We start from the raw sequence: 24,979 nt of genomic DNA, 5'->3' as shown, positions 1-24,979 counted from the left end.
CCACGGCCTTTGCGCGACTCGGCCACCGGCCTCTGCGTGACCTGGAGTTACGGCTTCGCCGACTTCGCCAGCCCCGCGGCGACGGCCTCGGCGATCTGCACGGTGTTCAGCGCGGCGCCCTTGCGGAGATTGTCGCCGCAGACGAACAGCTCCAGCGCCCGCGGGTTGTCCAGCGAGCGCCGTACGCGGCCCACCCATGTCGGGTCGGTCCCCACCACGTCGGCGGGCGTGGGGAAGTCGCCCGCTTCCGGGTCGTCGAAGAGGACCACGCCGGGCGAGGTCGCCAGGATCTCGTGCGCCCGCTCGACCGTGACCTCGCGCTCGAAACGGGCGTGCACGGTCAGGGAGTGCGCGGTGATCACGGGAACGTGGACACAGGTCGCCGCCACCCGCAGCTCCGGCAGGTCCAGGATCTTGCGTGTCTCCTCGCGGATCGCCATCTCCTCCGAGGACCAGCCGTCCTGCCGGGCCGAACCGGCCCATGGCACGACATTGAGCGCCAGCGGCGCGGGGAAGGGGCCGGTGGTCTCGCCCACCGCGCGGCGCACGTCGCCCGGGTGCGTGCCCAGTTCCGTACCGGCGACGAGGGAGAGCTGGTCACGGAGCGTGGTGACGCCGTCCTGGCCCGTGGCGCTGACCGCCTGGTACGAGGAGACCACCAGCTCGCGCGCACCGAACTCGGCGTGCAGCGCGCCCACCGCGACGATCATCGACAGTGTGGCGCAGCCCGGACTCGCGACGATGCCGCGCGGCCGGGTCCGTACGGCATGGGGGTTCAGCTCGGGAACGACCAGCGGTACGTCGGGATCCATCCGGAACGCGGCCGAATTGTCCACGACGACCGCGCCCCGGGCCGCGGCAAGCGGTGCCCAATGGGCGGACACCGTGTCCGGTACGAGAAACAGGGCGACGTCCACGCCGTCGAAGACCTGCTCGGAGAGCCCGAGGACCTCGGTTTCCTCGCCGCGTACGGTCAGCTTGCGGCCGTACGTACGCGGTGAGGCGATCAGCCGGATCTCGCCCCAGATGTCGGCGTGCTGCGACAGGATCTGGAGCATCACGGCGCCGACGGCCCCGGTCGCACCCACGACCGCGAGCGTCGGCCTGCCGTTCATCGCGCGGCGCTTCCGCTTCCGCGCCGCGGACACCCCGGACGACCGGGATGTCCGTACAGCCGCGGAGACGGACGACGCGTCATCGTCCGGTGCCTCCATAGACCACGGCCTCGTCGGAGTCGCTGTCCAGACCGAAGGCGCTGTGCACGGCGCGCACGGCCTCGGTGACCTCGTCGGCGCGGGTGACGACCGAGATACGGATCTCGGAGGTCGAGATCAGCTCGATGTTCACGCCCGCGTCCGAGAGCGCCTCGAAGAAGCCCGCGGTGACGCCCGGGTTGGTCTTCATCCCGGCGCCGACGAGCGAGATCTTGGCGATCTGGTCGTCGTAACGCAGCGACTCGAACCCGATCGTCGACTTCGTCTTCTCCAGCGCGTCGATCGCCTTGCGCCCCTCGGTCTTCGGGAGGGTGAAGGAGATGTCGGTCAGACCGGTCGTCGCGGCGGAGACGTTCTGCACCACCATGTCGATGTTGATCTCGTTGTTCGCGATGGCACGGAAGATCGTCGCGGCCTCGCCGGGCTTGTCGGGGACGCCGACGACCGTGATCTTCGCCTCGGAGGTGTCATGGGCGACACCGGAGATGATGGCCTGCTCCACCTTGCGGTCCCCTTGTAGCTCGTTGCTGACCCATGTGCCTTGCAGCCCTGAGAACGAGGAGCGTACATGGATCGGAATGTTGTAGCGGCGTGCGTACTCGACGCACCGGTGCAGCAGCACCTTGGAGCCGGAGCTGGCCAGCTCCAGCATGTCCTCGAAGGAGATCCGGTCGATCTTGCGGGCCTTCGTCACGACCCGGGGGTCGGCGGTGAAGACACCGTCCACATCGGTGTAGATCTCACATACCTCGGCCTCCAGCGCTGCCGCGAGGGCGACCGCGGTGGTGTCCGAGCCGCCACGTCCCAGGGTAGTGATGTCCTTCTTGTCCTGGGAGACTCCCTGGAAACCGGCGACGATGGCGATATTGCCCTCGTCCAGCGCGGTCTTGATCCGGCCCGGCGTGACATCGATGATGCGCGCTTTGTTGTGGACCGAGTCGGTGATGACACCCGCCTGGCTTCCGGTGAACGACTGGGCCTCGTGGCCCAGGTTTTTGATCGCCATGGCCAGCAGGGCCATGGAGATCCGCTCTCCGGCGGTCAGCAGCATGTCGAACTCACGGCCGGCAGGGATCGGGGATACCTGTCCGGCGAGATCGATCAACTCGTCCGTCGTGTCGCCCATCGCCGAAACCACGACGACCACCTGGTGGCCGTTCTTCTTGGCGTCGACGATTCGCTTGGCGACCCGCTTGATGCCCTCGGCATCGGCTACGGAGGAGCCTCCGTACTTCTGCACGACAAGGCCCACGTGCGCTCCTCGCTCGGTTCATTGCTGTCGGCTCATTTTACCGAGCGGCCGTATGACGCCCCGGTTATACCGCATCGTGAGATGTCCCGCTCACTCTGTGATCACCCAGGAGGCGGACACGGCCGCTCGATGAGACAGCATGCCCCCGATGCCCGGGGGCACGCAGGAACGTGGGGCGCGTCACACGGCAGGCCCTGGCATCCGCCTGTCCAGCGCCTGTCCAGCGCCTGCCTACCCTCGCCTGCCTACCGCCCGGTAGGCGAGACCGGACGCGTTGGGCGTCATGCCGTTGTAGAGACCCGTCCGGCTGGTCTGGGTGGACAGGGTGAACCAGGAGTAGCGCTCCACGTACGACTGGCTCTCCAGCATCGCCGTCGACGAACGGACGAAGTTGGTCTGCTCCTGCTCGCTGGGGTAGCGGGGGGCGCTGCCCGAGAAGTCGATCAGCGCGTACTCGGTCAGCCAGATCGGCTTGTGGTAGCGGTTGTACACGGCCTGGAGGTAGCCGCGCAGCTGCTCGGCCGCGGCCCCGCTGAAGTCGCCGCCGTACCAGTGCAGCGGGATGAAGTCGACGCGGTAGCCGCGCGCGGCTGCCCCGGACATGAACCGGTCCAGCCAGCCGCCCGGGGTGTCGCCGCCGTAGGCGACGGAGGGCGCGCCGAGGCGCATACCGGTCGCTTGCAGCCGCGGCCACAGGTTCAGCGCCTGCTCGACCGACATATTGGCCTGTGCCGCCATGTCGGGCTCGTTGAAGCCGAGGAGCTGGGTGCCCTGCGCCTTGGCCTTGGCCAGTTCGGCGTCGGTGACCGAGCCGGCTCCCCAGATCATCGGAACGAACTCGGTGCCCGCCGGCTTGGCGACGCTGCCCGGAGTCGTGGCCCAGCTGTAGTACCAGGACGCGCCGACATCGGCGAGCGCCTGCGAGGCGCCGGCGACGGAGTTCACGCTCACGCCCTTGCGCGACGACGCGGCGACCTCGGCATTCGCGGCGGGGCCGAAGAAGGCCGCGAAGAGCAGAGCCAGCAGCGGCGCGAGGATCAGCAGCGGCCGACGGAAGGGAGAAGGAGGGGAAGAGGAAGAGGAAGACACAGTGGAAGATCTGTTCATGGAGCTTGCTCCAAACAGTGTGTGTAGGGGGCTCGGGTACGACCGGTCCCCGGCGTCAGTGGAAGGTGACGGTGAACCCGCTGCACGCCCGGCACTGGCGCATCACCTGGTTGCCCGGAACCGTGTCCTGCTTCGACCACGCGTAGGCCTTGGGGCATTGGGCGTTGATCGCCCTGCTGTAGTTGGTCTGCGCGTCACGGTTGGGATTGACGCAGAGCATCGGCGCGCCCGTGGCGGGGTCCTTGGTCAGGTTCTCGGGCGGGCAGTACGGCAGCAGTTTGTTCGAGCAGCCCATCTGGGCGCATTCACCGCCGTCCGACGGGGGCGCGACACCGACCGGGGTGATCGTCACCGGCACCGAGACCGCGTTGACGTAGCTGACGTTGTACCAGGGCGCCAGCGAGTCCCGCGGATCGAAGTTGAACTCCGCCAGACTCACGGGCTGTTCGCCGGTGCTGCAACGGTCGGCGTACGGGCCGCAGTCGGCGACCTTGCAGTGGAACGTACTGCCCGAGTTGCCGCTACAGCCGGTCCGCGCGAAGAACTTGCCGCGCCAGTGCCCGGCGCCGGAGTTCTCCGGGATGGTGACGGTGGCCGACCGCCCGTTGTCGAGCACGGGCAGATTGGTGAGCACCGCCGAACCGTCGGCGTTGACCGTACTGCCGATCCACACGCGCTGACCGGACTGATTGACGAAGGTGACGGTGTGCTCGGCGGCGACCGCCGCGTGCGCCCCGGGGCCGGCGGCCCCGGTCAGTACACAGGCGAGAGCGAGGAGAAGAGCGGACAACACGGAACGGATACGCGGTAATTGGTTACGCGGCAGTGGACGGACATCCATGTGAACACCTCTCGTGGAGTGGATTGACGAGTTGCAGGTTGCGGGCTGCGGATTACGGATTACGGGCTGTGGGCTGTGGGCTGTGGGCTGTGGATTGCGGGCTGTGGATTGCGGGCTGTGAACGTGGTGCGCGCATTAGTCATGGCCATGCCACATTGAACGGTGACAACCATGTGTCCCGCCCCAGCGCCCCGCCAGTTCCTTTTGAGCCCAGTTCCCCTTGAGCCCAGTTCCCCTTGGGCCCAGTGCCCCTTGAAGCCCCAATTCCCCGCTATTCGGCCGCCGTCAGCGCGCCCAGTGCGCTCGCCTGGGTGCGCCAGTCCGTCACATTGGGGCTCGTGCCCGCCCAGCGCTGGCCGAGCCTGTTGAGGGAATCGCGGTCGTGGGCCCACAACGTGTCCGCCTGTTTCCGGGCGAACCGTCGGTACGTGGCCGAACTCGTGGCGTCCGTGAGGTCGTCGAGATACCGCATGAAGACACCCTTGAACTGCTTCTGGTTGTCGTCGCAGGACCGCTGCCCGACATCGCAGGACTCGGTGAGCACCCCGCCGCTGGTCAGCTCCGTACTGACCAGCGCGGAATCGGCCAGACGCCGTGCGGTGGCCAGCGCCGTCGCGTGCCCGGTGCCCCGCCACAGTTCGAGCAGGCCGCCGATGGCAAGGCCCTGGTTGTAACTCCACACGGTCTGGCCATTGTTGCGGCAGTCCGTGGTCAGCCCGTCGTTGACCAGGCCGGACGCGTTGACCAGACCGCTGGACAGGAACCAGTTCCCGGCGGCGGCCGCCCGCGCGCCCCACACCGTGTCGTTGGCGACGCGCCGGTGCAGGGACGCGGTCAGACGCAGATACAGCCCGGCGGTCACGGAATTCTTGTACGTACGCTCGCGGTCCCACCACATGCCGCCGCCACAGGTGTTGGTGTCCCAGTACTGGCGCAGGTAGTCGGCGATCGTGACCGCCTCCGCCAGGTAGCGGGGGTCGCGGGTGTAGTCGTACGCCGTCACCCAGGCCATCCCCCACCACGCGGTGTCATCGATGGAGCGGCTGATGAAGTGCCCCTCGATCGGGTCCGTCGCGCGCTCGCCGGCCGCGAAGGCGCCCTTGTTCTTGTCGAAGGTGCGCGCGACGACCCAGTCGTAGTCATGCGTTCCGGTACGCCGGACGGAGTCGATCAGGGCGGTCAGGGTGGCCGCGGAGTTCCACCAACTGCTGCGCCACCAGCCCTCGTCCGTATCGTACGACGACATCAGGACGTCCACCGCCACGCGCGACCGGGTCGGGGTCGCCCGTACCCACGGCGTACAGCTTCCCTCCTGGTGACCGGTCTCCCGGCCGCAGTCGCGGACCGCGCCGTCATGGAGCAGGCCGCGTGGGTCGTCGGCGGACATCGCCGCCCGGACAGGCACGGCGGCGTGCGCCGGGACCGCGACCGACGCAGCGACCAGGGCGGCGACAACAGCCATGACCAGGAGCGGCCCGGACCACCCGGGGACGCGTCCGGCACCAACCGCCACAGGTGGTCGGGGGTGCCGGTGCGGGCGGTCATGCCGACGGTCTTCGTGCTCCTGGGACACCATGGACGGGGGGTCCTTCCTGGTGAGGGGCGTGGCGCGGGCGTGGGCACAGGGAAACGCGTGGCGCTGCACCGCTCCGACCAGGATTCACTTGTTCCGGTGTTCCGGTGTTCCGGTGTTCCGGTGTTCCGGCACGCTACCGCTGTCGCGGTACGCGATCACCGCCGTTCACTGCCGGCAACTCCCGGTCGGTGGTCGTCCGTTGGCAAGGGTCCGAGCCATTCGTACTCCTCGGCTACAACGTTGTACATACGTCCCGCGCAGACTGTGCCGCGCGGGACGTGTACGCGAGCTACGCGCGAGGCCGGGCCCGCCCCGGTCGACCCGCCGTACGGATCACCTGGTCGTACGCAGGCCCAGCGGGCCCGCGATCTCCTCCACCATCACCCTGCCGGCCTCCTCCGCCAGGATCTCCTCGGCGTCCTCGGTCAGGCCCTGGTCCGTGTCCAGGCCGTCCAGCGCCGGGAGGGGCTGGTCGAGGCGGACGTGCGCGACCAGGGACTGGAGTGCGCGCAGGGCGGCGGAGGCGGTGGAGCCCCAGTTGGAGAAGTAGGAGAACTGCCACCACCACAGCGCCTCGGTCGTCCGGCCCGCGCGGTAGTGGGCCAGGCCGTGCCGGAGGTCCGTGACGACATCGGCGATGTCGTCGGAGATACGGGACGCGACGGGCGCCTTGCGGGGCTCGTACGGGTCGAAGACCTCGGAGTAGACGTCGATCGGTTCCAGTATCAGGGCGAAGCGCTCGCGCAGGTCGTCGACGTCCGGCTCGGGGCCGAGGTCCGGCTCGTACCGTTCGTCGGGAAGGATGTCCTCGTGCGCGCCCAGACGGCCGCCGGCCAGCATCAGTTGGGAGAACTCCAGCAGCAGGAACGGCACGGTGCTGTCGGGCTCATCGCCCTTCGCCACCTCCGTGACGGCCACGATGAAGCTCTCGATCTGGTCGGCGATCTGGACCGCGAAGTCGTCCGGATCCTGGTTGACGGCGTGCAGCGTTGCGTCAGACATCGAGAAGTCGTCTCCCCTCGAAGGCCCGCCCGAGCGTGACCTCGTCGGCATATTCCAGGTCGCCCCCGACGGGCAGACCACTGGCCAGGCGTGTGACTCTCAGGCCCATCGGCTTGATCATGCGGGCGAGGTACGTCGCTGTGGCCTCGCCCTCCAGATTGGGGTCGGTCGCCAGGATCAGTTCCGTGACCGTGCCGTCGGCGAGCCGGGTCAGCAGTTCACGGATCCGCAGATCGTCGGGGCCGACGCCCTCGATGGGGCTGATCGCGCCACCGAGCACGTGGTACTTCCCGCGGAACTCGCGGGTGCGCTCGATGGCGACGACATCCTTCGGTTCCTCCACGACGCAGATCACCGCCGGATCGCGGCGCGCGTCACGGCAGATCCCGCAGCGCTCCTCCTGGGCGACATTGCCGCACACGGCGCAGAACCGGACCTTGTCCTTGACCTCCAGGAGGGAGTGGGCAAGGCGGCGTACGTCGGTCGGCTCGGCCTGGAGGATGTGGAAGGCGATCCGCTGCGCGCTCTTGGGACCGACGCCGGGCAGCCTGCCCAGTTCGTCGATGAGCTCCTGAACCACGCCTTCGTACAACGGATTGCCTTCCCTGCTGCGGTCGGTACGTACGCTAGTTGGTGTCGGGGAGTCTTAGAAGGCCGGGAGCCTGGCCGGGAGGCCGGGAGGGCTTCGGCCGGCGGGCCGGAAGCCTCAGAAAGGCATACCGGGCATGCCGCCGAGGCCCTGGGCGAGCGGGCCCAGCTTCTCCTGCTGGAGCTGCTGCGCGTTCTGGTTCGCCGCGTGGACGGAAGCCACGACGAGGTCCGCGAGGGTCTCGGTGTCCTCCGGGTCCACGGCCTTCGGGTCGATGGAGAGCGCGAGCAGCTCGCCGGAGCCGTTGACGGTCGCCTTGACGAGGCCACCGCCCGCCAGGCCCTCGACCGACATCTCCGCCAGCTCCTCCTGGGCCCGCGCGAGGTCCTGCTGCATCTTCTGCGCCTGCTGGAGCAGGTCTTGCATATTGGGCTGACCACCACCGGGGATCACGGTTACTCCTGGTATTTCGGCTGGTATGTCGACTGGCTCTTCGACATCGATGCATCTCTAAGCCGAGCCTACGTGTTCACCGCGCACCTCGCCCTACCCCGCAGGGAGTAACTCTTTCGGGTGAGAGCCTCCCGGCTCCTCCACCTGATCAAGGCCCACGCGTGGGGTGAAATACCGGGATTTCATCCACAGAGCCCACCATTCGGCGGTAGGAATTGCATGGGCATCCTCACACGCAGCGACGCGTATTGCCGGAGGGGCAGTACGTATGCGCGGAGGCGCACACCCACCGTTACGGGCGGTCGCAGGGAGTCGCAGCGAGTCAACAGTCGACCGTAGTCACCGACGTAAACGCAGACGCAGACGCAGACGCAGACGCAGCAGACCTAGCAGACGTAACCGCAGAGGAGTGCCCCGGTGAGCCAGCCGGAGATGCAGCCCGGAGGCCCCGCCCACGAGGGGGCCGCCCCGCCCGGTGCCGCGTACGGAGAAGCGGAAGGGGCCACTGAGGCCACCGAGGACGACGACGGTCCTCCGTACGGAGATCTGACCGGGGGGCCGTTCCCGCTCGGTGACTGGGGGGAACCGGCGGAACGGCTCGACGAGCTGTACCGCTGGGTCGAGACGGGGGCGCTGCGCACGGTCGGCTGGTATCTGGCCGACCGGGTACGCAAACGGCGCTTCGCGCGCGTCCTGCGGGCCGTCACCGCCGTCACCGGCACGGTGGGCGCCGCGCTGCCGCTGCTGGACCTCACGGGAGCGCTGGCGGGGGCGGCGGGCTGGGGTTATCTCTCGCTGCTGCTGGGCGCGGCGTGCCTGGCGTGCGACCGGTATCTGGGGCTGACGTCCGGGTGGATGCGCGCGCTGGCGACGGCGCAGGCGGTGCAGCGCAGGTTGCAGACCCTCCAGTTCGACTGGGCCTCGGAGTGTGTACGGGAGGTCCTCGGCCCGACGGAGGGCACGGCGAGCGAGGCGGCCGAGCGGTGCCTGACGGTGCTGCGGAGGTTCACGGAGGACATGACGGAGCTGGTGCGGGCGGAGACGGCGGACTGGATGGTCGAGTTCCGTTCGGGTCCCGCGCCGCTGGTGATGCAGTCGATGCCGATGGGCGGGGGGCGCGGCGAGGGCGCCGTACCGCACCCGGGGCGCTTCCCCCTGCCGCCGGGCGCACGCCCCAACATGCCGAGGCAACGGCCGCCCGAGCCGAGGTGAACGGGGAGAGGTCGTCCCCGGAGCGCGGGTGACCGGGGAGCGGGGCGGGTGACCCGAGGCTGAGCGGGATGACCGGGGAGCGGGGCCGACGCGAAGTGGGGCCGACGCGAAGTGGGGCCGACGCGAAGCGGGGCCGACGCGAAGCGGGGCCGACGCGAAGCGGGGCCGACGCGGATCTCGTCGGCCCTCACCCCGCGTCGGCCGCCCATCGGTCGACGGGCGGCCCGGCGGCGGCCAGTCAGTCAGTCAGTCAGTCAGTCAGCTGAAGATGATCATCGAGCCCTGTCCCAGGCTCCGGGTGGCCGCCGCGTGCAGGCCCAGCCAGACGTGGCGCTCCCGGGCGAACGGGCTGTCGTCGTACGGGATCGAGGTCGCCGGTTCCTCCAGGGACGTGGGGCGGTCCGGCGGGATCGGGGCGGACGGGGGGTTGGCCGGGTCGATGCCGATCGACGGGCCGACGAACTCCAGCTCACGCAGCAGGCCCTGGGTGGAGCCCAGCGGGCCGCCGCCCGCGAGGAGTTCCTCGTTCGAGAGGGGCGAGGCATAGTCCACCGGGACGTAGGCGCCCGCGTGGTCGTAGTGCCAGACCAGATGCGACTGCTGGGCCGTCGACTCGAACATCTCCAGCAACTGCTCGTAGTCACCGCCCAGTTCACCGACCGGCGTCACCGCGAGGCCGCAGAGCTGGAGCAGATACGCGCGCCGCAGGAAGTGCAGCGCGTCGTAGTCGAAACCGGCGACCGGGGCGACATCGCCCGAAAGGCCCGGCATATAGGCGAAGACGGGAACGGACGGCAGCCCGGCGTCGCCGAGCGCCTTGTCGTACACGGCGATCTCTTCGGCGAAGGGATTGTCGGGGCTGTGGCACAGCACATCGACGAGGGGGACCAACCACAGGTCACAGGCCAAGGGAGGCTCGCTCTCCAACGGATTCGTACGCGTGCGCGCGATGGTCGGGACAGCGTAATTCGGGACAGCGTAGTGCGGCGGGCTCGTTCGGCGAAGGGACCGGTCAGCCAGCGTGAGGGCGTCCCGGTCGGCCAACACCGTGTGTCTCGGTCAGGTGTCGCGCTCAGCGAACACCTACCCGCCCCGGGCGGCCACCATCCACATCCGACGATCGGCCCACCGGTGACGGCGACCTCCACGCGACAGCCGACCCACGCATGACGGTCAACCAGCACCCGTACGTCGCGACCAGCGGACACCCGCACGTCATGGCCGACGGGCGCGTGCCTGACCCAACCTCTTGTGCACACGTCACCTCTTGTGTGCTCACGTCCCGACCACTCCGCGCGCACACGTGCATATCTTCCCAGCCCTTCGGTCCGCGCGCGCTCCCGGTCACCGTGCAGGCGGCAGGTCCCAGATCCAGACCCCGCCGACCTTCTTCGCGGGGCGTCCGAGCAGCTTCTCCACCGTCTCGTTCAGCACCGCGTCGTTGGGCTGCGGCGCGAGCACCACCACACCCGCCTTCCAGAAGGCGAGGTCGAAGCGCGCCTGCGCCCGCCACTGGGCGTTGATCTCCGGGACCTGGCCGCTGTTGCGGACATCGCGCAGCAGATTCGAGGTGTAGCGGGCCGGGGCGCCGTAGATGCCCCGGCGGTCCTCGCCCCACGGGCCGTTGAAGTAGCCGCCGGGCACGGAGAAGCCGGGGCCGCTCGCGGACTGCCAGTGCAGCGCCTCGGCGTTGCCCGGGTCGGGCACCGGTACGGGCACGACGGTCTCGCCCTTGGAGACGTACGAGCGGTACATCCCCTCGGCGATGAAGGGCGGGACGTCCGGGCGCTCCCGTACCGGCAGGGTCGTCGGCACGATCGGGAGCAGGGCCGCGGCCACCGCCAGGAGCCCGATGGTCCGGATGGTCCGCCGCTGGCGCCGGTACGCCACCTCCAGAGCGCCGAGCCCCGTCGCGGCTCCCAGCTCTCCGGACTCTCCCGGCTCTGCGGACTCTCCCGGCTCTGCGAACTCTTCCGGCTCTGCGAACTCGCCCGGCTCTCCGAACTCGCCCGGCTCTCCGAACTCGCCCCACTCTCCGAACTCTCCGATCTCTCCCCGCCGGTCCACGAGCCGGTCCACCGCCAGCGCCAGCATCGCGCCCAGCGCCGGTGCGCAGATCATCCCCACCCGCGACTCGATGACCGACTCGAACAGCGGCTGATGGGCCAGCATCAGCCAGGGGCCCGGCAGCACCACGTCCGTGAACGGGATGCGGATCCGCTGTCCCAGCGAGAGCAGCGCCGCCAGGAACGCCGTGCACGCCAGCGCCCGGACCGCCGCGGACCGCCACAGCCACACCAGGATCCCGACGGAGAGGGCGATCAACGGCCAGCCGTAGAACGCGTTCTGCTCGGTACGGTTCATCGCCAGCGCGTCGGCGGTCCGCTCGTCACCGAACAGCGCGCGCCCTGAGTACTCCAGGAAGGCGAGCGGGCTGTTGCCGGCGTTGTCGCCGTGCAGCACGCTGTGGTAGCTCTGCGGCCCGAAGAACTGCCAGTACAGCGGAAACGCCAGCAGCGGCAGACAGACCAGCGTGGCGATGCCCAGCCCGCGCAGCAGGGGCCGCAGCGCCGCCCGTGCCACATCGCGGCGGACGGCCGCGTACGAGAGCGCGAAGAGCAGCATCCCCATCACGGCGAGGAGCAGCGCCTCCTCGCCGAGGAAGATCTGGTACGTCGCGAAGAGGCCGAGCAGCACACCGTTCCGTACGACCCGCTCGCCCTCGCACAGCCTCAGGGCCCGCTCGATGAGCACCGGAATCATGAAGAGCACAAGGAAGTTGGGGTGCGCGTTGCCGTGCGACATCATCGGCGGCGCGAAGGCGGCGAGCGCCGCGCCGAGGGCGGCCGCCCAGCGGCTGTGGACGATGAGCCGGCGCGCGAACAGCCGGTGCCAGCAGAAAGCGGTGGCCGCGAGGCCGAGCGTCAGGACGAGCGCCCAGGTGACGGCCGGGCCGAAGGCGAGCGTGACGGGGGTGAGGGGGACGGAGATCCCGAGCATGACGGTGTTCGCCATCAGGTTCACGCCGTCGGGGAAGTTCTGGAGGGTGGTGAAGAGCGGGTTGCGCAGATGGACGACGTTCTCGGCGGTGACCCGGAAGAACCACTCCCACTGGTTCTGGTCCGACCCCGCGTCCGCGAGGTACGCGTGGTGGAGGTCCGCCCACAGTCCCTTGTAGAGGAAGAAGGAGGCGAGGAGGAAGAGTCCGGCGACGGCGAGATCCGTACGGAGAACACCACGGCTCCCCGCGCCGCCGCCTCCCGCCGCCCTGAGCCGTACCAGCTCCAGCAGCACCTTGCCGTAGTCCAGCGGCCGTACCTTGGAGCCCGGTTGGTGCGACCAGCGCACCGGCACCTCCGTCACCGGCCAGCCCGAGCGCCGGAAGAACCGCAGTATCTCGACGTCTATGCCCCAGCCGTCCAGCCGGGATCCGGCGAAGGCGGCCCGCGCCTGCTCGCCGTCGAAGAGCTTGAAGCCGCACTGGGTGTCGCTTATGCCGTTGACCGCGACCAGCCGTATCAGCCCGTTGCCGAGCCGGCCGAGCCACTCGCGCAGCGCCAGCTGACGTACCTCTATCCGCGCGTCGGGATGGGCGCGCGAGCCGATCGCCGCGCCGCCGCCGTCGGCCGTGAGCTGCTGGTCGAGCCGGTCGAGTTCGTCGATCGGGGTGGCCAGGTCCGCGTCGGTGACCAGGACGCGGCGGCCTCGCGAGGCCAGTACGCCCTGCCGCAGGGCGTATCCCTTGCCGTGGTTGCCGTCGCCCGTGACCAGCTGGACGCGCGGCTCGTCGGCCGCGGCCTCGGCGGCGATCGCGGCCGTCGCGTCGGTCGAGCCGTCGTCCACGACGATCAGTTCCCACGTGCCCCAGCGGTCCGGATCGGCGCGCAGGTGGGCGCGGATGGCGTCCAGGGTGGGGCGGAGCCGGTGCTCCTCGTTGTACGCGGGGACGACGACGGTCAGATCCACGCTCCCGGCGTCCTTCTTCCCGGCGTTCTTGCTCGGGCCCACGGTCGTCACGTCCGTTCCTCCGGCGGGCGCGTGCGCCATGTCCGTATCCGCGCTGTTCAAGCCGTTCGCATCCGCGCTGTTCAGGTCCACGCCGTTCCGCTCCACGCTCGTACCGTCCCCGCTCACCGGCGCGGGCTCCCCAGCCGGTCCGCCCACTTGAGCGAGTGATCGTCGTACTCGCCTATCACCGCCCGTACCGCCACCACGTCGCCGAGCGTGAACGCGTCGACCAGCTGCTCATGTCCGTGCCACAGCCACTTGCCGCCCTCGTCGTCGTCGCGGAGGAACGGTACGGAGAAGACCCAGGCCTGGACGCGCAGCCTGTGCAGGAAGTCGGCGACGTAGCGGTTGGCCACCAGGGCGCCCAACTCGCGCCAGAATCGCAGGTCGTAGCCGATGAGAATGTTCAGGTCGCCGCTCCGGGCCGCGCGGGTGGCCTCCTCGGCCCGGCGTCGTACGGACACCAGCGTCGCGCCGTGCACTCTGGCGGCGAGGTACTCGCTCTCCAGCTCGCGGAAGACGGCGTCCACGATCAGTGAGCGGGCCTCGACCATCCCCCGGAAGTCCTCGAGGGAGAACTGATGCACCCGGAAACCGCGGTGCTGGTCGGAGTCGAGCAGGTCCTGCGCGGAGAGATCGACCAGCGCTTCCCTGACCGGGGTGGCGGAAACTCCGTACTGCTCGGCGATCTGCTTGACGGTGAACTCCTGCCCCGGCAGTAAACGCCCCGCGAGCACCTCGTCACGCAGCGCGTCCGCGATCTGCTGCCGCAATGTACTGCGGGTCACAGCTCCGCTGGCGGGCATGGTTTTCTGTCCCCTCGTCCGGCTTCGGACACCTTAAGCCAGGGTTTGGCAGGGGTGGTGTGGACCGCTTGTGAGGCGCGCGGGGCCGACGGGATCCCGCCGGCCCCGCGCGTGGCGAACAGCGCGTACGGCTCTCTCCGCTCCGCGCCGTCGGGCAACTCGCCGTCAGCCCGTGGTGTGCTCGTCCGCGACCGCCAGCGCGGCGTCCAGGATCGCCAGCCCCTCCTTCGCCTCGGCCTCGGTGATGTTGCAGGCCGGGACCGCGTGCGTACGGTTCATGTTCACGAACGGCCACAGGCCGCTCTTCTTGCAGGCGGCGGCGAACGCGGCCATGGGGGCGTTCGCCTCGCCCGTCGCGTTGTACGGCACCAGCGGCTCGCGGGTCTCCTGGTCCCGCACCAGGTCGAGGGCCCAGAACACGCCCGTACCGCGGACCTCGCCCACCGAGGGGTGGCGCGCCGCCAGCTCGCGCAGCCCCGGACCGAGCACCGTCTCACCGATGCGCGCGGCATGCTCGACCACCTTCTCCTCCGCCATCACACCGATCGTGGCGACGGCGGCGGCGCAGGCCAGCGGATGGCCGGAATAGGTGAGTCCCCCCGGGTAGGGGCGGGTGGCGAACGTGTCGGCGATGGCGGCGGAGATCGCGACACCGCCCAGCGGGACATAGCCGGAGTTGACCCCCTTGGCGAAGGTGAGCAGGTCCGGGACGACGTCGAAGTGTTCGGCGGCGAACCACTTGCCCGTCCGGCCGAAGCCCGCCATCACCTCGTCGAGGACGAAGACGATGCCGTGCCGGTCGCAGATCTCCCGTACACCCGCGAGATAACCGGGCGGCGGGGTCATGACACCGGCCGTGCCCGGGATCGTCTCCAGGACGATCGCCGCGATGGTCGCCGGGCCCTCGTGGGCAATGGTCGCTTCGAGGTGGTCCAGCGCGCGGGCGCACTCCTCGGCCTCGGTCGACGCGTAGAAGGGCGAACGGTAGAGGAAGGGCGCCCAGAAGCGGACGACGCCCGCCGAGCCGGTGTCGGAAGCCCAGCGGCGCGGGTCGCCGGTCAGGTTGATCGCGGTGGAGGTACCTCCGTGGTACGAGCGGTACGCGGAAAGGATCTTGGGGCGGCCGGTGTGCAGCCGGGCCATCCGGACGGCGTTCTCGACGGCCTCGGCGCCACCGTTGGTGAAGAAGATCTTGTCCAGATCACCGGGGGTGCGCTCGGCGACAAGACGCGCTGCCTCGGAGCGCACATCGATGGCGAAGGCGGGCGCGAAGGTGGTGAGGCGGCCGGCCTGCTCCTGGATGGCGGCGACGACGGTGGGGTGCTGATAGCCGATGTTGGTGAAGACGAGGCCGCTGGTGAAGTCGAGGTAGCGGTTGCCGTCGTAGTCCCAGAAGTACGAACCCTCGGCGCCTGCGACGGCGAGCGGATCGATCAGTTCCTGGGCGGACCAGGAGTGGAACACGTGCGCGCGGTCGGCCGCCTTCACCGCCGCACCGGCCTGCGGGTGGGCGTGAAGGGCGTGACCGGCGTGACCGGCGTGATCGGGATGAGGGTTCATGCGGCCAGGGTAAGGAGGCGCGGGCGGGCGGCGGTACGGCCAGGGCGTATGGACTCGGCCACTTTGATCGACAAGGTGTCGGGGCGGGGCGTGGCGGGGGTACGGCGTGTGTCGGGGGTTCATGGACGGACGGACGGGCGGACGTGGCGGGCGCGGGCGCGCCGGACGTGGCGAGGCCGGGCACGGGGGCTGAGAGTGGGGAGAGATACCGGGGTGTGTTCCGCTCCGGACGCCGCTCCCGACAGTCCGAAAGGCAGGGCCGCCATGTCATCGACACCTCCCACGTCCTCGGCTTCCACCGCTTCCTCCGCTTCCACTGCTTCCTCCGCTTCCACTGCTTCCGCTGCTTCCGCTGCTTCCTCCGCTTCCGCTGCTTCCTCCGGCGAGCGCATCGCCGATATCGAGATCCCCGACAGCGCGCTCGCGAGGGAAGCCACCGAACTGGTACGGGACACCACGAGCCCGCTGCTGTACGACCACTCCCGCCGGGTCTTCCTCTTCGGCTCGCTCCAGGGACGGCGGCGCGGGCTGTCGTACGACCCCGAACTGCTCTACGTCGGCGCGATGTTCCACGACCTCGGCCTGACCGAGGCGTACCGCGCCTCCCAGCAGCGCTTCGAGATCGACGGCGCCGACGCGGCCCGCGACTTCCTGCTGCGCCACGGGCTGTCCGGGGAGAGCGCGCGCATCGTCTGGACCGCGATCGCCCTGCACACGACACCGGGGATCCCGGCCCACATGGAGCCCGAGGTCGCGCTGGTGACGGCGGGGGTGGAGTTCGACGTGCTGGGGATGGGACTGGACTCCGTACCGGAGAAGGTCAGGGACGAGATCGTCGCGGCGCACCCGCGTCCGGACTTCAAGCGGCGGATTCTGCGGGCGTTCACGGAGGGCATCGAGCACCGGCCGGACACGGCGTTCGGGAATGTGAAGGCGGATGTGCTGGCGCGCTTCTCACCGGGGTTCGTACGGACGGACTTCGTCGACGTGATCGAGAACTCGGCCTGGCCGGAGTGAGCGAGGGCTGCTGAGCTGAGGGGCCGGTGAGCTGCGGGGTCGGTGGGGCCTGCGGGGCTGGTGTCACGACAGCAGCCGCCGCTCATTGGCGACCGCCACCGCCCCCGCCCGGGTGTCCACCCCCAACTTGCCGTAGATCCGGCCCAGATGGGTTTTGACGGTGGCCTCGCTGATGAACAGGGCGCGGGCGATCTCCCGGTTGCCCAGGCCGCGCGCCAACTGCTGGAGGATGTCGCGCTCCCGCTCGGAGAGGGCGGGGCGCGGGCTGCGCATCCGGGCCAGTACGCGTTCGGCGACGGGGGCCGACAGCGCGGTACGGCCGGACGCCGCGTCGCGGATCGCGGCGAACAGTTCCTCCGGCCGTTCGGCCTTGAGCAGGTAACCGGTGGCGCCGGCTTCGATGGCGCGGGCGATGTCGGCGTCGGTGTCGAACATGGTGAGCACCAGCACGCGCGGCACCGGTACGCCGGGATCCTCCGCGCTCCCCGCCGACCCGCCATCCGCCAACAGATGGCGCGTGGCTGTCACGCCGTCCATGCCGCCGCCGAGTTGGAGGTCCATCAGTACGACGTCGGGCCGGACGCGGGCGGCCGCGGCGAGGGCTTCCTCCCCGCTGCCCGCCTCACCGACCACCTCGATGCCGTCGGTGCTGGACAGCAGCGCGCGCAGCCCGGCACGCACCACGGCATGGTCGTCGCACAGCAACAGCCGGATCGGTGACGAGGGTTCGCAGGGGCTCATGAGGTGGTCTCCTTCAGGGGATCGGAAGCGCTCAGCGGCCCGAGGTCACCGCGAGCGCCGGGGCCACCGGGAGCGCCGAGGTCACTGAGGTCACCGCGAGCGCCGGGGCCACCGAGGCCACCAGGGTCACCGGGGCGACCGAGGTCACCAGGGTCACCGAGGTCACCGAGGTCACCGAGGTCACCGACGGGAACAGCCACCGACACCACCGTGCCCTCGCCCGGCGTGGATTCCACGGTGAGGGTTCCGCCCGACTGGCGTGCCCGGATACGCATGGCCGGCAGCCCGTGCCCGCGCGCCCGGTCCGCTCCGGAGGCCGGCGGGCCTGCCGGGTCGAAGCCCCGGCCGTTGTCGGCGATGTCCAACGAGACCTGATCATCGAGGCAGGTCAAGGTCAGCGCGGCCCGCGTCGCCGCCGCGTGCTCACGCACATTGGCCAGCGCGCCCTGCGCGATGCGCAGCAGCGCCGCCTCGACCCGTTCCGGCAGCGGGCCCGGGGTGCCGTCGAGCCGGAAGACCACCGTCAGCCCCGCACCGCTCTCGCGGTCGGCGAGCGTGCTCAACGCCTCGGCCAGGGTGCGCTCGGCGAGGTCGGCCGGGGACAGGTCATGCACGAAGCGGCGGGCCTCGGCGAGGCTGCGGGACGTGCTCCCGGCCGCCTCCCTGACATGCCCACGGGCCGCGTCCGGGTCCGTACCCCAGACGCGTTCGGCGGCCTGCAACAGCATCCGCTGGCTGGACAGGCCCTGCGCCAGGGTGTCGTGGATCTCCGAGGACAGCCGCTGCCGCTCCGCCAGGATGCCCGCCCGCCGCTCGGTGGAGGCCAGGTCCCGGCGGGTGCGGACCAGGTCGTCGATCAGGACGCGTTGCCGGGCGGCCTGGCGCTGGAGGTGCACCAGGACGGCCGTGGCGACCGCCGCGACGGCCGGCGGGGCGATCACCATGTTGGGGTTGATCCCACCGTCCGACACACGCAGCTGGGAAGCGACGACGAGCGTGGTGAGCACGCCCACCACCGGCACCGCGATCCGCGCGGGCAGCGTGTGCAGTCCGGCGAACAGCAGCGGCATGGCGCACCATGTGGCGCTCGGCGCGAGGGCGAGCAGGACGATCCAGACGGCCGACACCGTACCCAGCCAGGCCAGGTGCCGGGCGGTGGGCCGGGCGCCGGGGCGCGGCGCGGGGGCCAGCAGCCGCCCGAGGACGTACAGCAGCCAGAAGACGGCGAACAGCGTGAGGACCCATGCGGTACGGGTCCCGCTCTGGTCGCGGGTCAGGTAGCGGGCGAGCGAGGAGCCCAGCAGCAGGAAGAACGCGACGTGCATGACGGCCGTCAGCCACCGCCCGTCCGGATCGTCCCGCTCGCCCCGCCCCTGGGGACGGTCCTCGCCCAAGTCCTCGCCCAAACCCTCACCCAGGTCGCCGTGCGGCACCGACCATCCTCCTCACCACTCACACCACTCACCTCACGCACGCCACTCACATCACGCACGCCACTAACGCACCCGGCGTAGCACCGCATCAACCGATCAGCTGATACCGGCATCCCCCGAACCGTCTCCGTACCCCAGCCGGTCAGCGGTGGCCGACTCCCTCCCGTACGCCGAGGCTGGTACGAGACCACCGAGACCACCGAGACTCCGAGACTCCGAGACCACCAAGACCCGCACCGAACAGCGAGGGAACCGACATGCCCACCAAGAATGTCACCGTCAACCGCGCCTCCCTCAGCCACCGCATCGGCTACGCACTGCGCCACCCCGGCCGGGTGCCACGCCACCTGTCACGCGCCACCCGCGACGCGTGGTTGCGTTACCGCTGGCCGGACCATGTCTCGTACTACCGCGCGGTGATGAAGTCCGACACCCGCGCCGACCCGGACGCTGCGGTCGGCAGCCGCAGTCACGAGCGGTGGCTGGCGCTGGGGGCGATGCAGTTCGACTACCTGCTCGGCCACGGCCTGCGCCCCGAGCACCGGATGCTGGAGATCGGATGCGGCAACCTGCGGGCCGGCTGGCGGTTCATCCGGCACCTGGAGCCGGGGCACTACTACGGCATCGACATCTCCCCCGACATCCTCGCCGCCGCCCAGGACACCATGGTCCGCATGGAGTTGCAGAAGCGGCTCCCCACCCTGACCCCGGTCCGCGACCTGACCCTGCGCTTCCTGCCCGACGCCCACTTCGACGTGGTGCACGCGCACAGCGTCTTCTCGCACTCCCCGCTCCCGGTCATCGAGGAGTGCCTGGCCCACGTCGGCCGGGTGCTGGCGCCGGGCGGCTGGTTCGACTTCACCTTCGACCGTACGGAGGGCAAGGAACACCAGGTGCTGCGGGAGGACTTCTACTACCGCACCGAGACGCTCATCGCCCTGGCCGAGAAACACGGCCTGTCGGCCCGCTTCATGACCGACTGGGAGGACCTCCCCCACGGCCAGTCCAAAATCCGCGTCACCCACGGACCGGACCACGCGGCCGGACGGTGACCACGGACGACAACCACAAGGCCGGACGGTGACCACGCCCCCGGCCTCGTGCCCCAGCGGCTCCGACACGTCCCGGGTTTCACGCGGTGACCCCGACGCCGGGGGCCGACAGCGCAACGACGACTGAACGGCCATACATGGCCGAAGAGTTGGTCTACGCCAGACGCACCCGTCCCGGTACTCTCACCCGTAGCCAGTAGCACACACTCCCCCCACCCAGGTTGCGTGCTGGCACGGGCGACACCCGCACCACTCTGCCCCCAGCAGCCGGGTCACCCCCATTCGCCGCCTCCAGGAGGTCACGGTGAACGTTCGCACCAGAAGCACAGCGATCATCGGCACCATCTGCCTCGTCGCTTCCCTCGCCTTGACCACGGCGTCCGCCGACGAGCGAACAGTCCCACGCCAGAGCGCGGAGGTCGCGCTGAAGCAAGTGGCCACGGCCAAGAATCCGGTCGCCGGCACCGCCGGGCCCGGTGGCACGGTCTGGATAGCCGAACGCGCGGGCACCGTACGGGTTCTGGACGGTCAGGGGCTCGGCGAGACCGTCCTCGACATATCCGGCGACACCACCACCGACGGCGAACGCGGCCTGCTGGGCATCGCGTTCGACAAGGAGTTCGCGCACTTCTACGTCTCGTTCACGAACCTCGAAGGCACCAGCACCGTGGACGAGTTCGCCGTGCGGGACGGCAAGATCCAGCCGGACACCCGGCGCACCGTCCTCACGCAGACGCAGCCGTACGCCAACCACAACGGCGGCGACATCCAGTTCGGCCCCGACGGCTACCTCTACATCGCGCTCGGCGACGGCGGCGCGGGCGGCGACCCGCACGACAACGGGCAGAACCTCGACACGCTGCTCGGCAAGGTGCTGCGGATCGACCCGAGCGGCGGCGACCCGTACGCGATTCCGCCGGACAACCCGTTCGTGGGCGACCCGAACGCGAAGGACGAGATCTGGGCGTACGGGCTGCGCAACCCGTGGCGGTTCTCCTTCGACTCGGGCACGGGCGACATGCTGATCGGCGATGTCGGCCAGAACGAGTGGGAAGAGATCGACTGGGCCCCGGCGAACAGCAAGGGCGGCGAGAACTACGGCTGGTCCGACATGGAGGGCACCCACCCCTTCCGGGGCGGCACGGAGCCCGCGAACCACGTACCGCCGGTGTACGAGTACGACCGTAACGGGCCGGGCTGCTCGGTGACCGGCGGATACGTCTACCGCGGCGACGCCATCCCGGCCCTCCAGGGGCAGTACGTGTTCAGCGACTACTGCGACGGCACCGTCCGCGCCCTCCGGATGGAGAACGGCAAGGTGACCGGCCAGAGCGACCTCGGAGTCAACGGCGGCGAGGTCGTCTCGTTCGTGCAGGGCGGCGACGGCGAGTTGTACGTGCTCGCCATCGGCGGCACCGTCTCCCGCCTCGACCCGGCATAGCTGTTGAGAACCCACGGGGCCCCCGGAGCCGCCACTTCGACGGTGGCGGCGTTCGGGGCCCCGTGGTGGACGCGGAGGTACGGAGAAGTCCTGCCTAGGCTCCTCCCATGAGCCCCGATCCGCAGATCGCCTGGCGGCAGTCCACCCTCCAGATCACCCGCGTCCACCCGCCCTGCCCCACCCCCTACGACCAGCGCGTCGTCCACCACCTGCCGGTCCACGACCCGGTCCGCGCCCGCGCTGTCGTCGCCGAACTCTCCACCGTCGCCACCGTCGCCGAAGAACTCGATCCCGTACTCCGCCGGGACATCGACTACCCCCGGGACATGGGTGACCTCGACTACGTCGCCGTCGGCTGCTGGGGAAACATCGTCCAGATCAACGACCCGGCCTTCGGCGAGGACGGCATCCTCTCCACGAACCTCGAAGACGCCTTCGACGCCCAGGTAGAGGCTCACCCCGAGGCCCGTATCACCGCCGTCTGCGAGATGTACTCGGCCGAGACCTACGGCAAGTACCTCGCCCATGTCCCCGGACAGCCCCGCCTCTGCGCCGAGGGCTGGGAGGACCAGGACGTCACCGGCGACCCCGCGCAGCTCCTGCGGGCCGTCGGCGTGGGCCCCGGCGGCCCCGGGGCCGAGTACCTCGACGCCGACATCACCGACAGCACCGACAGCACCGACAGCACCGACGGCACCGGCCAGGACGAGCCCTTCATCGGCATCGAGTACCTCGATCTCCTCGCCTACGGCCTGCACTCCGTCTACACCTCGGAGAACGCGATGGTGTCCCTCTTCAAGGTCACCCGCACCAAGGACGTCCAATTCGAGATCGACGAGGTCTGGCGCCAGGACTGAGGCCGGCGGCCTCAGGTTCCGCCCCGGTGCACTCGATCCGCTCAGGGGGCGGCCTGGGGTTGCGCCGGGCCGAAGTAGTACACCTCGGCCTGTTCCGCGTGCGGGATGAGCAAGCCTTGCAGTTCGTCCGCCGCGGCCTTGAGGAGGTGGCCGTCGCGGATCGCGTGGAGGGTTTCGAGGAGGAAGGCGACGTGGGTGGAGTCCTCGGTAACGCGGGTGCGGTGGGCGTCGCGGTGATTCCAGTGACGGGTCAGGACGCCTGTGCTGTCGGCGTAGACGATCTCGCCGTGCTTGGGGTGCTCGACGGTGCCGGGTTCGCCGAGTGGGGTGAAGGACTCGGTGCCGTCCGCGTACCGGATGTCGATGTCGCCGGTGACGTGGGCCAGGTCGAAGGCGCCGGCGGGCAGGCCGTGACGGACGGAGACGGCGTTGTAGGAGTCGACGGCGGGGTTGATACGCGGCAGGGTGCCCCTTTTGGCGAAGCGGCGGCCGAGTGCGTCGACGCTGGGGCGGATCCGGCGGGGGTTGGTGCCGAAGGAGCGGTAGGCGGTGTGCCACGCCTCGATACGGGGGTCGGTCTCGTCGGCGGGCTGCCAGGTGCCGTCGGCGAGCTGCTTCTCCAGGTCCTCCACAGCCGCGGCCGTACGGGGCCAGGCTTCGTGGGCGCGCAGGCCGGTGGCGGTGACCAGGGCGATGAGGGTGTCGGGGAAGGCGTCCGCGACAGCGGGGGCGATGCGGAAGGCGACCATGAGAGGGCTCCTTTCTATTAGAACGACCAGATCGTACAATGCAACGACCGTCCCATGTCAACCAAGCGACCGGGCGGTGCATTGAAATGGTCCAGCTGTGAGGATGGTGCCCAGATGGCCGAGACGGTCGCAGCCCTGCGGACGGTCGCCAACAACGTCAAGGCGGCCCGCACCCGCGCGGGACTGTCCCTGGATGAACTGAGCCGACGTGCCCAGGTCAGCAAGGGGGCCCTGGTGGCCCTGGAGAAAGCCCAGGGCAACCCCAACCTGGCCACCCTGGTCCGGCTCGCCGACACCCTTGGCATCTCGGTCTCCGCACTGATGCAGGGCCCACCCGAAGAGCGCGTCCGTGTCGTGACCGCCGACGCCGTCGCGCCCCTGTGGACCGGAGAGCAGGGCAGCGAGGCCCGGCTCATGCTGACCACGTCAGGAGCGGCCCCCGTCGAGGTCTGGCGCTGGCACCTGGAACCGGGCGACGCATACCCCAGCCACCCCCACCAGGCCGGAGTCGTGGAAACCGTCAACGTCGTCTCCGGTGAGATGACCCTCGTCGTCGACGGCACCGAGCACACCGTCGAAGCCGGACAGACCGCCACCTTCGACGGCGACACCGCCCACACCTATCGCGGCGCCGGAGCCACGACCTGCCACCTGATCATGACGGTCCACCTGCCGCCGGGCCCTGCCTCCTCGCCTGCGGCCTTCACTCCATGACCTGACGTCGGCCGAGACTCCCGGAACACCCAGCTCCGCACGGGAGTTCAGGGCGGGCGCGCTGCGCGTGGGCGAGGAAGCCGGGCTGCCGTTGCACCGCTTCACCCTGGAGCGCACCGCCGACGCCCACGCCGCGCTCGAACAGGGCCTGACCGGGAAGGTCTTGCTCGACATCCCGTGAGTGCCACGGCAGGCACTACCTGCCGCGGACACGTTCGCGGCCTCTCAGTCGAGACAGAACTCGTTGCCCTCGATGTCCTGCATCAGGAGGCACGACTCGTTTACGCCATCGGCACGCAGGAGTTGACCGCGTACCGCGCCGAGCGGGACCAGTCGTGCGCACTCGGCCTCAAGGGCGGCGAGGCGCTCTTCCCCCACGAGCCCGGTCCCGACCCGCACGTCAAGATGCACCCGGTTCTTGACGACCTTGCCTTCGGGAACGCGCTGGAAATACAGTCGCGGGCCCACACCTGAGGGATCACTGCACGCGAACCCTGAATCCTGCTCCTCAGGTGGCTGCGAGCGCTTGAAATCGTCCCACGTGGCAAACCCCTCCGGCGGCGGCGGTGCGACATACCCCAGCACCTCGCACCAGAAACGAGCGACGCGCTCAGGTTCCGCGCAGTCGAAGGTGATTTGGACCTGCTTGATCGACGCCATCGGTCCACCCTATGGCGTGCTGTTCAGCGGCCCCACTGGTTTTCATCGCCGCCAGGAGTTCGTCAGGGCGCGCCCTCACCCGGGACCCGGGTCGTTCTCGGCCCGCTGCTCTTGGCGGCCCTCGTGCTCCTGCTGATCCGTGGACAGCCGGTAACCGATCGCCGCCAGGTCACGCAGCCCCACCGCCTCACCGAAGAGCGCGGTCGCCGCGTTGAGGAGCAGCACCGGGTGTACAAACCGTTCGGGCCCGGTCGGCGGGAAGTACCAGGACACCGGCCACGTATGCCCGCCCAGCGCGGGCACCGGTACGTAACTCCGGCAGCCCGAGGCCGAGTTGAACGGCACCACGCCGGGCGGCCACGACCGGAACGCGGTGCTTCCCGGGGGTACGAAGAAGTACATTCCCCGCCGCCCGTTCGCCTCGCTGACGACCGGGCCCGGTTCGCAGCCACAGAGTGCCTCCAGCATGTCGGCGAGACGGCGCCCGTCGTCGCCGTCAACTCGCACGGCATCGAATCGCGTTCCTACCTTACGGAGCTGGAATCCGGAATACGGAATCCAATCAATGCCTGCTAATTGGCGAGTTGTCGCATCCATGGGGACATTTTGGCGGTCGTTGACTAGCGTTTTCCAGGTCTGCACTGGGTACGTCGGACAGGGGTTGACCTGCCCGAACGCCCTTTGCGGAAGGTTGA

22 protein-coding genes and 1 pseudogene are annotated in these 24,979 nt (G+C 69.8%); 6 read left to right on the top strand and 17 right to left on the bottom strand.

Annotated elements, in window-relative coordinates; translation table 11 throughout:
• Positions 1-47: 47 nt before the first annotated feature.
• The 8 genes from ACIOJD_RS32450 to ACIOJD_RS32415 form a co-directional block, all read right to left on the bottom strand.
• On the bottom strand, positions 48-1,115 hold the full coding sequence (locus ACIOJD_RS32450) for an aspartate-semialdehyde dehydrogenase (RefSeq protein WP_401919831.1): 1,068 nt from the start codon (positions 1,113-1,115) through the stop codon (positions 48-50).
• A gap of 79 nt (positions 1,116-1,194) precedes the next feature.
• Entirely contained in the window at positions 1,195-2,466 is a 1,272-nt protein-coding gene (locus ACIOJD_RS32445) for an aspartate kinase (protein ID WP_401919830.1), read from the bottom strand.
• Between the two features lie 231 nt (positions 2,467-2,697).
• Positions 2,698-3,573 carry a glycoside hydrolase family protein gene (locus ACIOJD_RS32440; protein WP_401919829.1) on the bottom strand — a complete coding sequence of 292 codons (876 nt, stop codon included), beginning with the start codon at positions 3,571-3,573 and terminating at the stop codon, positions 2,698-2,700.
• A 55-nt stretch (positions 3,574-3,628) separates the two neighbouring features.
• A complete protein-coding gene (locus ACIOJD_RS32435; RefSeq protein WP_401920014.1) occupies positions 3,629-4,366 on the bottom strand; it encodes a thaumatin family protein in 738 nt (245 codons plus the stop codon).
• 319 nt (positions 4,367-4,685) lie between these two features.
• A complete protein-coding gene (locus ACIOJD_RS32430) occupies positions 4,686-5,876 on the bottom strand; it encodes a glycoside hydrolase family 76 protein (protein WP_401919828.1) in 1,191 nt (396 codons plus the stop codon).
• Between the two features lie 447 nt (positions 5,877-6,323).
• Positions 6,324-6,992 carry a DUF5063 domain-containing protein gene (locus ACIOJD_RS32425; RefSeq protein ID WP_401919827.1) on the bottom strand — a complete coding sequence of 223 codons (669 nt, stop codon included), beginning with the start codon at positions 6,990-6,992 and terminating at the stop codon, positions 6,324-6,326.
• Positions 6,985-7,584 (bottom strand): recombination mediator RecR, encoded by a 600-nt coding sequence (recR, locus tag ACIOJD_RS32420; protein ID WP_401889649.1) that lies wholly within the window; start codon positions 7,582-7,584, stop codon positions 6,985-6,987. The genes ACIOJD_RS32425 and recR overlap by 8 nt, the downstream gene beginning before the upstream one ends.
• A 114-nt stretch (positions 7,585-7,698) precedes the next feature.
• A complete protein-coding gene (locus ACIOJD_RS32415; RefSeq protein ID WP_401919826.1) occupies positions 7,699-8,034 on the bottom strand; it encodes a YbaB/EbfC family nucleoid-associated protein in 336 nt (111 codons plus the stop codon).
• Between the two features lie 417 nt (positions 8,035-8,451).
• On the opposite strand from ACIOJD_RS32415, the gene ACIOJD_RS32410 reads away from it, so the two are divergent.
• Positions 8,452-9,246, top strand: coding sequence for an SLATT domain-containing protein (locus tag ACIOJD_RS32410; RefSeq protein ID WP_401919824.1), 795 nt, complete (start codon positions 8,452-8,454; stop codon positions 9,244-9,246).
• Positions 9,247-9,504: 258 nt separating this feature from the next.
• Here ACIOJD_RS32410 and ACIOJD_RS32405 read toward each other — a convergent pair whose 3' ends face one another.
• From ACIOJD_RS32405 to ACIOJD_RS32390, 4 genes are all read right to left on the bottom strand, one after another.
• A complete protein-coding gene (locus tag ACIOJD_RS32405) occupies positions 9,505-10,155 on the bottom strand; it encodes a hypothetical protein (RefSeq protein ID WP_401919822.1) in 651 nt (216 codons plus the stop codon).
• A gap of 435 nt (positions 10,156-10,590) precedes the next feature.
• Positions 10,591-13,293, bottom strand: a complete 2,703-nt coding sequence (locus tag ACIOJD_RS32400) for a glycosyltransferase (protein ID WP_401920013.1) — start codon at positions 13,291-13,293, stop codon at positions 10,591-10,593.
• Positions 13,294-13,376: 83 nt separating this feature from the next.
• Positions 13,377-14,060, bottom strand: coding sequence for a GntR family transcriptional regulator (locus ACIOJD_RS32395; RefSeq protein WP_401919821.1), 684 nt, complete (start codon positions 14,058-14,060; stop codon positions 13,377-13,379).
• A 165-nt stretch (positions 14,061-14,225) separates the two neighbouring features.
• Positions 14,226-15,620: an aspartate aminotransferase family protein gene (locus ACIOJD_RS32390; RefSeq protein ID WP_401919820.1), complete on the bottom strand. Its 1,395-nt coding sequence runs from the start codon at positions 15,618-15,620 to the stop codon at positions 14,226-14,228.
• Between the two features lie 264 nt (positions 15,621-15,884).
• On the opposite strand from ACIOJD_RS32390, the gene ACIOJD_RS32385 reads away from it, so the two are divergent.
• The gene (locus ACIOJD_RS32385; protein WP_401919818.1) at positions 15,885-16,637 is read left to right on the top strand and encodes an HD domain-containing protein; all 753 of its coding nucleotides are present in this window, start codon (positions 15,885-15,887) and stop codon (positions 16,635-16,637) included.
• Positions 16,638-16,700: 63 nt separating this feature from the next.
• On the opposite strand, the gene ACIOJD_RS32380 is transcribed toward ACIOJD_RS32385, so the two are convergent.
• Both ACIOJD_RS32380 and ACIOJD_RS32375 read right to left on the bottom strand, forming a co-directional pair.
• Positions 16,701-17,378 carry a response regulator gene (locus ACIOJD_RS32380; RefSeq protein WP_401919817.1) on the bottom strand — a complete coding sequence of 226 codons (678 nt, stop codon included), beginning with the start codon at positions 17,376-17,378 and terminating at the stop codon, positions 16,701-16,703.
• On the bottom strand, positions 17,375-18,703 hold the full coding sequence (locus ACIOJD_RS32375) for a sensor histidine kinase (protein WP_401920011.1): 1,329 nt from the start codon (positions 18,701-18,703) through the stop codon (positions 17,375-17,377). The genes ACIOJD_RS32380 and ACIOJD_RS32375 overlap by 4 nt, the downstream gene beginning before the upstream one ends.
• A gap of 365 nt (positions 18,704-19,068) precedes the next feature.
• Between ACIOJD_RS32375 and ACIOJD_RS32370 the strand changes: the two genes are divergently transcribed.
• The 3 genes from ACIOJD_RS32370 (at position 19,069) to ACIOJD_RS32360 (ending at position 22,161) form a co-directional block, all read left to right on the top strand.
• Positions 19,069-19,863, top strand: coding sequence for a class I SAM-dependent methyltransferase (locus ACIOJD_RS32370; RefSeq protein ID WP_401919816.1), 795 nt, complete (start codon positions 19,069-19,071; stop codon positions 19,861-19,863).
• A 304-nt stretch (positions 19,864-20,167) separates the two neighbouring features.
• The gene (locus ACIOJD_RS32365; protein WP_401919815.1) at positions 20,168-21,304 is read left to right on the top strand and encodes a PQQ-dependent sugar dehydrogenase; all 1,137 of its coding nucleotides are present in this window, start codon (positions 20,168-20,170) and stop codon (positions 21,302-21,304) included.
• Positions 21,305-21,411: 107 nt separating this feature from the next.
• Complete coding sequence (locus ACIOJD_RS32360) at positions 21,412-22,161, top strand: DUF6333 family protein (RefSeq protein WP_401919814.1); 750 nt, start codon at positions 21,412-21,414, stop codon at positions 22,159-22,161.
• A gap of 41 nt (positions 22,162-22,202) precedes the next feature.
• Here ACIOJD_RS32360 and ACIOJD_RS32355 read toward each other — a convergent pair whose 3' ends face one another.
• Complete coding sequence (locus ACIOJD_RS32355; protein ID WP_401919812.1) at positions 22,203-22,910, bottom strand: B3/4 domain-containing protein; 708 nt, start codon at positions 22,908-22,910, stop codon at positions 22,203-22,205.
• A gap of 114 nt (positions 22,911-23,024) precedes the next feature.
• Here ACIOJD_RS32355 and ACIOJD_RS32350 point away from each other — a divergent pair, with 114 nt between their 5' ends.
• Positions 23,025-23,624, top strand: a complete 600-nt coding sequence (locus tag ACIOJD_RS32350) for a helix-turn-helix domain-containing protein (RefSeq protein WP_401919811.1) — start codon at positions 23,025-23,027, stop codon at positions 23,622-23,624.
• A gap of 225 nt (positions 23,625-23,849) precedes the next feature.
• Here the strand turns inward: ACIOJD_RS32350 and ACIOJD_RS32345 are convergent, their stop codons facing one another.
• Positions 23,850-24,284 (bottom strand): VOC family protein, encoded by a 435-nt coding sequence (locus ACIOJD_RS32345; protein ID WP_401919809.1) that lies wholly within the window; start codon positions 24,282-24,284, stop codon positions 23,850-23,852.
• Positions 24,285-24,479: 195 nt separating this feature from the next.
• Positions 24,480-24,881, bottom strand: a pseudogene (locus tag ACIOJD_RS32340) (hypothetical protein); the annotation flags it as partial.
• Positions 24,882-24,979: the final 98 nt, after the last annotated feature.

This window comes from Streptomyces sp. NPDC088116 (assembly GCF_044741745.1).
In the GTDB taxonomy this organism is placed as follows: Bacteria; Actinomycetota; Actinomycetes; order Streptomycetales; family Streptomycetaceae; genus Streptomyces.
This window is presented reverse-complemented; position numbering and strand designations above follow the sequence as displayed.

Excerpts from the sequence above, each read along its gene's own strand:
- ACIOJD_RS32450 (WP_401919831.1), bottom strand. The coding sequence starts at position 1,115 with ATGAACGGCAGGCCGACGCTCGCGGTCGTGGGTGCGACCGGGGCCGTC.
- ACIOJD_RS32440 (WP_401919829.1), bottom strand. The coding sequence starts at position 3,573 with ATGAACAGATCTTCCACTGTGTCTTCCTCTTCCTCTTCCCCTCCTTCT.
- ACIOJD_RS32430 (WP_401919828.1), bottom strand. The coding sequence starts at position 5,876 with ATGGCTGTTGTCGCCGCCCTGGTCGCTGCGTCGGTCGCGGTCCCGGCG.
- ACIOJD_RS32425 (WP_401919827.1), bottom strand. The coding sequence starts at position 6,992 with ATGTCTGACGCAACGCTGCACGCCGTCAACCAGGATCCGGACGACTTC.
- ACIOJD_RS32400 (WP_401920013.1), bottom strand. The coding sequence starts at position 13,293 with ATGGCGCACGCGCCCGCCGGAGGAACGGACGTGACGACCGTGGGCCCG.
- ACIOJD_RS32395 (WP_401919821.1), bottom strand. The coding sequence starts at position 14,060 with ATGCCCGCCAGCGGAGCTGTGACCCGCAGTACATTGCGGCAGCAGATC.
- ACIOJD_RS32390 (WP_401919820.1), bottom strand. The coding sequence starts at position 15,620 with ATGAACCCTCATCCCGATCACGCCGGTCACGCCGGTCACGCCCTTCAC.
- ACIOJD_RS32385 (WP_401919818.1), top strand. The coding sequence starts at position 15,885 with ATGTCATCGACACCTCCCACGTCCTCGGCTTCCACCGCTTCCTCCGCT.
- ACIOJD_RS32380 (WP_401919817.1), bottom strand. The coding sequence starts at position 17,378 with ATGAGCCCCTGCGAACCCTCGTCACCGATCCGGCTGTTGCTGTGCGAC.
- ACIOJD_RS32375 (WP_401920011.1), bottom strand. The coding sequence starts at position 18,703 with ATGCACGTCGCGTTCTTCCTGCTGCTGGGCTCCTCGCTCGCCCGCTAC.
- ACIOJD_RS32370 (WP_401919816.1), top strand. The coding sequence starts at position 19,069 with ATGCCCACCAAGAATGTCACCGTCAACCGCGCCTCCCTCAGCCACCGC.
- ACIOJD_RS32360 (WP_401919814.1), top strand. The coding sequence starts at position 21,412 with ATGAGCCCCGATCCGCAGATCGCCTGGCGGCAGTCCACCCTCCAGATC.
- ACIOJD_RS32355 (WP_401919812.1), bottom strand. The coding sequence starts at position 22,910 with ATGGTCGCCTTCCGCATCGCCCCCGCTGTCGCGGACGCCTTCCCCGAC.
- ACIOJD_RS32350 (WP_401919811.1), top strand. The coding sequence starts at position 23,025 with ATGGCCGAGACGGTCGCAGCCCTGCGGACGGTCGCCAACAACGTCAAG.
- ACIOJD_RS32345 (WP_401919809.1), bottom strand. The coding sequence starts at position 24,284 with ATGGCGTCGATCAAGCAGGTCCAAATCACCTTCGACTGCGCGGAACCT.